Origin of the sequence: Methylobacterium oxalidis (genome assembly GCF_007992195.1) — a bacterium.
Lineage (GTDB): Bacteria > Pseudomonadota > Alphaproteobacteria > Rhizobiales > Beijerinckiaceae > Methylobacterium > Methylobacterium oxalidis.
In genome coordinates this window covers 1-8,387 of the sequence record NZ_BJZU01000180.1, presented here as the reverse complement: position 1 = coordinate 8,387, position 8,387 = coordinate 1, and the positions used below count along the sequence as shown (strand labels likewise).

Genomic DNA, 8,387 nt, shown 5'->3' with positions numbered 1-8,387 from the left:
CCGGCCCGCGCCAGGCGGCGTGAAGGGAGGTCAGCAATGACGAGCGAGAAGCTGACGACTTGCCTATGGTTCGACCACGGCCAAGCCCGCAAGGCCGCGGAGTTCTACGCCAGGACCTTCCCGGACAGCCATGTCGGCGTCCCGATGACCGCGCCGTCGGACTTCCCGGATGGATCCGAGGGCGCAGAGCTCACGGTCGCGTTCACCGTGCTCGGACGCCCGTTCATCGGCCTGAACGGCGGCCCCGCCTTCAAGGCCAATCAGGCGGTCAGCTTCATGGTGCTGATCGAAGATCAGGTGGAGACCGACCACTACTGGGACGCCATCGTGGGCAACGGCGGAGCCGAGAGTCAGTGCGGCTGATGCACGGATCGCTGGGGGGTCTCCTGGCAGATCACACCGCGCGCGCTCCTGCGCGCCAACAGCAATCCCGACAGAGCTGCGGCCCGGCGCGCGTTCGAGGCGATGATGACGATGCGCAAGATCGACATCGCTCGGATTGAGGCTGCCGCGCGTGGAGCGGTCCTCAACGCGTAGGAACGTCGGTTCATTCCTCTGATCGCTCGACGGCGTGATCCAGGCATCGGGCAGGCGACAGGCGGTCACGACGCCGAACATCGGGCGCGTGCTGACCTGCGAGCTCACCTACAGCCCGCGCGGGTAGCCCCGAACTTGGCGCCGCACGAGCCGAGCCGTCGCCGGGCCACGGCGCTGTGACGGGTCAAACCGTCTCCCGTACGTATGGCCGCCTCGTCCGGCGTGCCGGCATCTGGATCGCCGGAGCGTTGCGACGTCGATCCCCATGCCAGACCCGGCTCAGTCGGACCGCTGCCTGAGGCGACGGATTCTGGCTGCATCAAGCCTACCCGCCGACGCTGATCTCCACGGACATGTCCAGAAAGGCGTCCGCCGGCCCGGCGAAGCTTCCGACCAGCGGCATGGCCTGTCGGATGTCGCGTGCGACCGCGACCGGGATCAGGTTCGCGCCGCCGACGCTGCGGTTCGTCGGATCGAAGGTGATCCACCCGGCACCCGGCAGGAAGGTCTCCGCCTAGGCATGCGTGGCTCCCGCATCGGCGGAGCCGAGCAGCGTTCGCGACGGGTCGTGGAGGTAGCCGGACACGACCCGGGCTCCGAAGCCGAGGCTGCGCACCGCCTCGACGAAAAGCGTCGCCAGGTCCCGGCACGACCCCATCCTCAGGGACAGGGTCTCGCTCGGCGACTGCGTGCCCTCGTCTTCCCGACCTTGGTAGGCGATGGTGCCGCCGACCCCGGCGTTCAGATCCTTGAGGAGCGACAGGGTGTCGGTTGGGCAGGACGCCACGAACCCCTGCGCCCAGACCCGCACGCTCGGCTCCCCCTCCGGATATTGCGGGATCGTCAGGGCGCCGAGGTCCGTCCACTCGTCATCGGCGTACTGGAACGGGAACGCGATGGCGCCGGCGGCGATGTCGAAGACGGGATAAGCCTCGGCCGAGAGTTCGACCCGAGATACGCTCCCCACGACGAGGCGATCGGTCGAGACCCCGACGTGGCCGTCGCCACGGCGTTGCCGGCGACGTCGTAGGCCCAGGTGACGGTGGCGTCAGGCGACAGAGTAACGGTATTCGACAGCAGGCGCAGGTCGCGGCTCTCCCGCGGCCGCATCATCAGCCGGTGCGGTCCGAGATTGACGGGCTGGCGATAGCGGTACGTCGTCTGGTGGCGGATACGCAGGTCGACCAAAGTATCTGTCCCTTCGGTCCGGTCCGGCTGTGCAGGGCACGCAGGCTGCCCCGAGGCAGCCTAGCATGGATCGGGCCACGTACTGGACCTGAAAATCGGACGATCTGCCCAGATCACGGTTCCATCGGGAGGCAACCTTCCGCTCGCGAGCGGGCTTTAGCTGTGTGACCCATGATTCCAAGGGCGATGCGCCCCACGCCCTCGTCGTCGACGACGACGCCCTGATCCTGATGGAGGCGACCAGTATCCTTGAGGATGCAGGATTCCAGGTGCTGGAGGCGATACAAGTCGTTCCCGCTCTGCGAATATTGGATCAGCATCACAACGCGGTTCAACTGCTCTTCACTGACGTGCACATGCCGGGGAGCGCTGACGGCTTCGACTTGGCAAGGCAGACAAACGAGCGCTGGCCACACATCGCGGTCGTGGTCGCCTCGGGCCGGGCCGCCCCTGAGCCCGGCGACCTGCCGGAGGGCGCGACGTTCATCGGCAAACCGTTCAGCGCCGAGATCGTCCGGCATCATGTCCGCGAAACACTGCCGGACGAGAGGCACCCGAAACAGCTAAGAATGTAGTCTTTCGAACCTGGCGTTTCGTACCTGATGCGAGAGTCTTTTGCGACCGGAAGCAGCTCTTGGAGACGCCCGCCCGCGGGTTATCTGATCGCCTGAAGTTGGCTGTCAGCCGCTGGTCCGTTCCGGAGCAGGTCGGACGGGAAAGCAGAGGCGCTGCTCCACAAGCAACCGCGTCGACTTGGATAGTCCCTGTCGATCCAGGAAGCCGCCTTCTCATATGCTGGCGCTGTCCTGTCGCCGCCGCTGCCGCCGCTTTGAGAAAAACTTCGATAATCAGCCAGGCCTCACCTTTGTGTAAGTTATCTTGGTCTGGGGCCCGCGCCCAGGGAGCGTGAGGAGTCCGCGGCGGCAATGCAGCGATCCCTGTTGCCGAAATTAACGAGACAAGAGGTAGAGCCGAAGGCGGCAAATAATTTGCCGCGATCAGCTCCTTTGTAGCGATGCCGCCTATCGAGAGGCTCAGTATCGGGATAGAGACTGCATCATAACGATGGGAAAAACCTGATGCGAATGGACGGCGCCGAGGTCCTGAAAAGGACGCTCACGGAAGACGAGGCCGCCATCCTCGAAGCCTGGTACATATCTCTCCGGGAAGGGACCTCCCTGCAGAGCGGTCGGATCCGGGAGGCCGAGCTCCAGACCCAGGCCAAGGCCGTGTTCGGCCAGCTTCGGGACGGACTTTCGTCCGGTGGGGTCGACGCGGACGCGGAAAGCTATACCCCGCTGCGCGAGAACCTCGCCGATATCTCGCGCTCGCGGGCGGTCCAGGGGTTCACGCCGACCGACACCGCCAACTTCGTCTTCTCGCTCAAAGAGCCGATTTTCGAGGCACTACGGCGCAAGTCGGCCGCAGACGCGTCGGCCCTGGCCGCAGGCGTATGGGCGGCGGGGAAGGTGCTCGACAGGCTCGGACTGCTCACGATGGAGGTGTTCCTGGCCAGCCGCGAGGAGGTGATCGGGCGCCAGGGGCAGGAGATCGCCGAACTCTCCACGCCGGTGGTTCGACTCTGGGACGGCATCCTGGCGCTGCCGCTCATCGGCACCCTCGACAGTGCCCGCACCGGCGTCGTGATGGAGAACCTGCTGCAGGCCATCGTCGACGAAGAGGCCGAGATCGCCATCATCGACATCACCGGCGTACCGACCGTCGACACCCTGGTGGCGCAGCACCTCCTCAAGACCGTGGCGGCCGCCCGCCTGATGGGCGCCGACTGCATCGTCTCCGGCATCCGGCCGCAGATCGCGCAGACCATGGTCCATCTCGGCGTGGAGCTGAACGTCATCTCGAAGGCGACGATGGCCGACGCCTTCGCGCTTGCCCTCAGGCGAACCGGCCGCAAGGTTGTGCGCCAGCAGGCGGCTGAGGAGCGCTGCTGAGGCCATGGACCGCATCCCGATCCTCAAGCTCGGCGGCACGCTAATCGTCACCATCCAGGTCGACATGCACGACCGCCTCGCGCTGGCCCTGGAGGAGGACCTGACGGCGATGATCGCGCGCACCGGCGCGCGCGGCGTGCTCATCGAGATCTCGGCGCTGGAAATCGTCGATTCCTTCATCGGGCGCATGTTGGTGAGCATCGCGGCCGTCTCGCGCGTCCTCGACGCGGAAACGGTCCTGGCCGGCATGCGGCCGGCGGTCGCCATCACGTTGGTCGAGCTCGGCTTGGAGCTCACCGGCATCAGGACGGCCCTCAACGTCGAGCGCGGCATGGCCTTGCTGAAGGCGCGCTTGGCCGGGGACGGCGCTGGGTATGGGAGCGACCGTGACGGTCTCGAAGACTGAGACCATCCCCGTCCGGTCCGGTGACGACATCGTCCGCGTGAGGCAGCGCGTGCGTGCGCTCGCCATCGACATCGGCCTCGGGCTCGTCGATCAGACGAAGATCGTCACCGCCGCGAGCGAGCTCGCGCGCAACACCCTCGATTACGGCGGGGGCGGCGAGGTCCGCGCGGAGAGCGTCCAGGTCGGGACGCGCAAGGGCCTGCGCCTGACCTTCGAGGACCAGGGCCCCGGCATCGCCGATATCGAGCAGGCGATGACTGACCACTACACCTCCGGCAAGGGCCTCGGCCTCGGCCTGGGCGGGGCCAAGCGCCTCTCGAACGAGTTTCATATCGAGTCGACGCCCGGCGTCGGCACGCGCGTCATGATCGCCCGGTGGAAATGAACATGGACCGGGTCACCGTCACGGAAGCGAGCCAGGTGGCCGAGGCCCGACGACGAGCGGTGGCCGTCGCTCAGTCCGTCGGCTTCGACGAGACCGCGGCCGGCCGCATCGCGCTCGTGGTGACCGAACTCGCCACCAACGTGGTCAAGTACGGCGTGCCGGGCGAGGTCTTGGTCGCCACCTACGAAGACGGGACCGGCTCGGGCGTCGAGATCCTCGTGCTCGACAAGGGCGAAGGATTCTCAAATCTCGGCCTGGCCCTGACGGACGGACACTCCACGGGCGGCAGCGCGGGCGAGGGCCTTGGCGCGGTGCGCCGCATCTCCGACGTCTTCGACATCGTGTCCCGCCCCGGGCTGGGCACGGCAGTGTTGGCGCGCTTGTCGATCGATAGGAAGACTGTTTCGGACGCCGTGCCGGGCTATGGGGCGGTGGCGGTCCCCCTGAAGGGTGAGACCGCCAACGGCGACGCCTACGCCGTGCGTGAGCGCGCCGACGGCTGGACCGCCGTGGTGTCAGACGGCCTCGGCCACGGGCCGGAGGCCGCCAAGGCTTCCGAGGAGGCGCTGAAGCTGTTCCGGAGACACCAGGACAAGCCGCCCGCCGCGATTCTGTCCGCCATCCATGCAGGCCTGTCGCACACGCGAGGGGGGGCGATCTCCGTCGCGCGGTATGAGCGGAACCGGGGCACTCTCGCGTTTGCGGGCATCGGCAACGTGCTGGGTGCGGTCGTCTCCGGCACTGTGACCAAGCGAACGGTCAGCCTCGCTGGGACGGCGGGGCACGCGGCTCGGCGCATCCAGGAGTTCGAGTACCCTATGCGCCCGGACGACCTGTTCGTGCTGTGCTCGGACGGGATCGCCACGGCTTGGTCGCTGGACGCCCACCCCGGCCTCGCAGCCGCCCATCCGACACTCGTGGCCGGGGTGATCTATCGCGACTTCGCCAGGGCCCGGGACGATGCCACCGTGCTCGTCGTGCGGGAGGGCGCGCGATGAGGTGGCCGCTCCTCACCAGTGCCATCCAGCACGAGGACGACATCGCGACGGTGCGCCAGCGCGTGCGCCGGCTGGCCGAGCGCCTGGGCTTCGAGATCCAGGACCAGACCCGCATCGCCACGGCAGTGTCCGAGATTGCGCGCAACGCCTACGGCTACGCCGGGGGCGGTCGCATCGAGTACGGCCTTGATCAGCTCGATCGGGACAGAGGCGAGCAGTTCCTGGTCATCAGGGTGAGCGACAAGGGACCGGGCATCGCCGAACTCGACGCCATCCTTGAAGGTCGCTTCCGCTCGACGACGGGCCTCGGCATCGGCATCACCGGCTCACGGCGGCTGATGGACCGCTTCGAGGTCGACACGGTGGCCGGCAACGGCACTGTCGTGACGTTCGGGAAGCGGCTCCCATCCGGGACCGGACGTTTCACGGGACCGCGTCTCGCGACCCTGGCCGAGGATGTCGCCCGGGCCAGGACTGAGGAACCGCTGGTCGCCTTGCGCGAGCAGAACCGGGAGCTTCTGCGCAGCCTCGCCGCGCTGGCCGAGCGCGAAGAGGAAACCCAGCGCCTGAACCAGGAACTCTCCGAGACGAACCGGGGCGTGGTCGCGCTCCACGCCGAGTTGGAGGCGCAAGCCGTGCTCCTGCGCGAGGCGGGCGTTCTCCTGGAAAGCCAAGTGGCGGGCCGCACTGCCGAGCTTGCTGAGGCAAACGCTCGGCTCCTAGCCGAGGCGGTCGAGCGCGAGCGGATGGAGCAGGACCTGCGGCAATCCCAGAAGCTCGAAGCGGTCGGGCAATTGACCGGCGGCGTCGCGCACGACTTCAACAACCTGCTGACCATCATCCGCTCGTCCGTCGACTTCCTCCGTCGCCCGGATCTGCCAGAAGACCGGCGCAAGCGTTACATGGACGCCGTCTCCGACACCGTCGACCGCGCCGCCAAGCTTACCGGACAACTTCTAGCCTTCGCACGTCGCCAGTCCCTGAAGCCCGAGGTGTTCGAGGTCGGCGAACGCCTGCGCGGCGTGGCCGAGATGCTCGACACCATCACAGGCGCGCGCATCCAAGTCAGGGTCGAGATCTCGGACAGACCCGCCCTGGTACGCGCCGACCTCAACCAGTTCGAGACGGCCCTGGTGAACATCGCCGTCAATGCCCGCGACGCCATGGACGGTAGCGGTACGCTGACGATGCGGGTGGCGGCCGGGCAGGCCATGCCGATGATCCGGGGGCACGCCGGCTCGCGGGGGCCGTTCGTGGCGGTCTCGCTCGCCGACACCGGCTCGGGCATCCCCCTGGAGGTGCTCGGGCGCATCTTCGAACCGTTCTTCACGACCAAGGACGTCGGGCGCGGCACGGGTCTCGGGCTCTCCCAAGTGTTCGGGTTTACCAAGCAGTCCGGCGGCGACGTGGACGTGACAAGCGAGAGCGGCCAGGGGACAGTCTTCACCCTCTACCTGCCCGAAGTCTCGTCCGAGGCTGCCGAAGCCCCTGTCTGCGACCCCGACGCCGCTCTGTCGCCGGTCGGTCTCGGTCAGCGCATCCTGCTCGTGGAAGATAACCTGGAGGTCGGAGGCTTCTGCACCCAGATCTTGGAGGATCTCGGATACGCACCCGAGTGGGTCGTCAACGCGGAAGAAGCGCTCGAGCGTCTCGGGACGGACGGTGCAGGCTTTCAGGCCGTCTTCTCCGACGTCGTCATGCCAGGGATGGGCGGGATCGAGCTCGCCAGAGCGTTGCGCATGCGCATTCCGACCCTGCCGGTGATCCTGGCCTCGGGCTACAGCCATGTCCTGGCCCAGGAGGACAGCCACGGCTTCGAGTTAATCCACAAGCCCTATTCGGCCGCGCAGGTTGGCCGGGTTTTGCGTCGGATCATCGGCACCTCGCCTCACAACCTCTGATGCTCACTCACCGGTGATGCGCTATTCGCAGTCGGCCGTTGCCAACTTCCCACTCATGGTCTCGACCAGATTGCGTACGTTCACGCGGCTCTGAACCCGCGGCATGTCGACGGCTGAAGAGGCGTCTGCTTCCGAGATGCGCTGAAGTGAGGCAGTACGGCGGCAATGGGCGGATTGTGTTGAAAAACTCCTCAGCACGGACCTAGGTCTCTACAGCTAGTAGCTGCCTCTCGCCGCTGCCCCAGGTGTTGTGGGCTCATGCCCTCAGAAGAGGGCCAAACGGAGTTTTTCAATACAATCCTAACGGCGCCTGGGCTGCGGCGTCAGTGCTTGGCGTCGGTCAGATTTCCGTTGATGCCGGCGGGGGCCACATGCGGCGCGGTGGGTGCCTCCCCGTCGAAGATGGTCTCGATGACCAGAGCGACGCTGGCGCCCACCTCCGGCGGCTGGATCGACTTAGCTCGCTCAAAGGCCTCGATCATTAGGGCGTCATGGTCCACGAGGCCGAGACGCTCCCGCTCGTGCAGGAGAAGCGCGTTCATCACCAGCCCCGCGATGGTCTGAGGGGCCATCGCCGTCAGGGCCTTTTCAGCCTGCACAGAATTCTCCGCCTGCATCAGGGCCAGTTCGGTAAGCTGCTCGTTGGTGTAGCCGTCGTCAGTGTCGTTCATGGCATGACCGCGTAGCGGAAGTGCTTGAACCTCAAATGCAACGACCTGCAGCGGATGCACGATTGACCAGCTACGGGACTGCATAATGTCAATCGCGCAACGAAGCCGTCAAGTTCCCACGAACTACTGAGCTGGCAGCCGGCGGTGCCAGGTAACTCGCCGTACGGCCCTCATACAGCCAGTCAAGGAGCCAGTTGCTCAGGCTGCCAATCTTCACGCTGTCCTTCGGCGTCACACGACGGGTTGGCCTGCCGCCACGCGCTCGGCGTCGTGCCCGACCAGCGGCGGAAGGCATGCGTGAAGGCGGCAGGCTCGGAGAAGTGCAGGATAGCCGAGATCTGAGCCAAGC

At 66.6% G+C, this 8,387-nt stretch carries 7 protein-coding genes and 3 pseudogenes; 7 read left to right on the top strand and 3 right to left on the bottom strand.

What is annotated here, in order from left to right; translation table 11 throughout:
* The first annotated feature begins 36 nt into the window (after positions 1 to 36).
* A pseudogene (locus tag MOX02_RS28540) lies at positions 37 to 537 on the top strand (VOC family protein).
* Between the two features lie 325 nt (positions 538 to 862).
* On the opposite strand, the pseudogene MOX02_RS28535 reads toward MOX02_RS28540, so the two are convergent.
* A pseudogene (locus MOX02_RS28535) lies at positions 863 to 1,725 on the bottom strand (transglutaminase family protein).
* 164 nt (positions 1,726 to 1,889) lie between these two features.
* Here MOX02_RS28535 and MOX02_RS28530 point away from each other — a divergent pair.
* From MOX02_RS28530 to MOX02_RS28505, 6 genes are all read left to right on the top strand, one after another.
* Positions 1,890 to 2,300, top strand: coding sequence for a response regulator (locus MOX02_RS28530; RefSeq protein WP_238179918.1), 411 nt, complete (start codon positions 1,890 to 1,892; stop codon positions 2,298 to 2,300).
* 504 nt (positions 2,301 to 2,804) lie between these two features.
* Entirely contained in the window at positions 2,805 to 3,677 is an 873-nt protein-coding gene (locus MOX02_RS28525; protein WP_147029162.1) for an STAS domain-containing protein, read from the top strand.
* 4 nt (positions 3,678 to 3,681) lie between these two features.
* Complete coding sequence (locus tag MOX02_RS28520) at positions 3,682 to 4,083, top strand: STAS domain-containing protein (RefSeq protein WP_147029161.1); 402 nt, start codon at positions 3,682 to 3,684, stop codon at positions 4,081 to 4,083.
* Entirely contained in the window at positions 4,064 to 4,468 is a 405-nt protein-coding gene (locus tag MOX02_RS28515) for an anti-sigma regulatory factor (RefSeq protein WP_147029160.1), read from the top strand. Before MOX02_RS28520 ends, MOX02_RS28515 begins: the two co-directional genes overlap by 20 nt.
* Before the next feature lie 2 nt (positions 4,469 to 4,470).
* Entirely contained in the window at positions 4,471 to 5,466 is a 996-nt protein-coding gene (locus tag MOX02_RS28510; RefSeq protein ID WP_147029159.1) for an ATP-binding protein, read from the top strand.
* A complete protein-coding gene (locus MOX02_RS28505) occupies positions 5,463 to 7,367 on the top strand; it encodes an ATP-binding protein (protein ID WP_147029158.1) in 1,905 nt (634 codons plus the stop codon). The genes MOX02_RS28510 and MOX02_RS28505 overlap by 4 nt, the downstream gene beginning before the upstream one ends.
* Positions 7,368 to 7,690: 323 nt before the next feature.
* Here MOX02_RS28505 and MOX02_RS28500 read toward each other — a convergent pair whose 3' ends face one another.
* Together MOX02_RS28500 and MOX02_RS28495 are read right to left on the bottom strand one after the other, a co-directional pair.
* Entirely contained in the window at positions 7,691 to 8,038 is a 348-nt protein-coding gene (locus MOX02_RS28500) for a hypothetical protein (RefSeq protein ID WP_147029157.1), read from the bottom strand.
* A gap of 182 nt (positions 8,039 to 8,220) precedes the next feature.
* Positions 8,221 to 8,387 (bottom strand): annotated as a pseudogene (locus MOX02_RS28495) (AraC family transcriptional regulator); the annotation flags it as partial.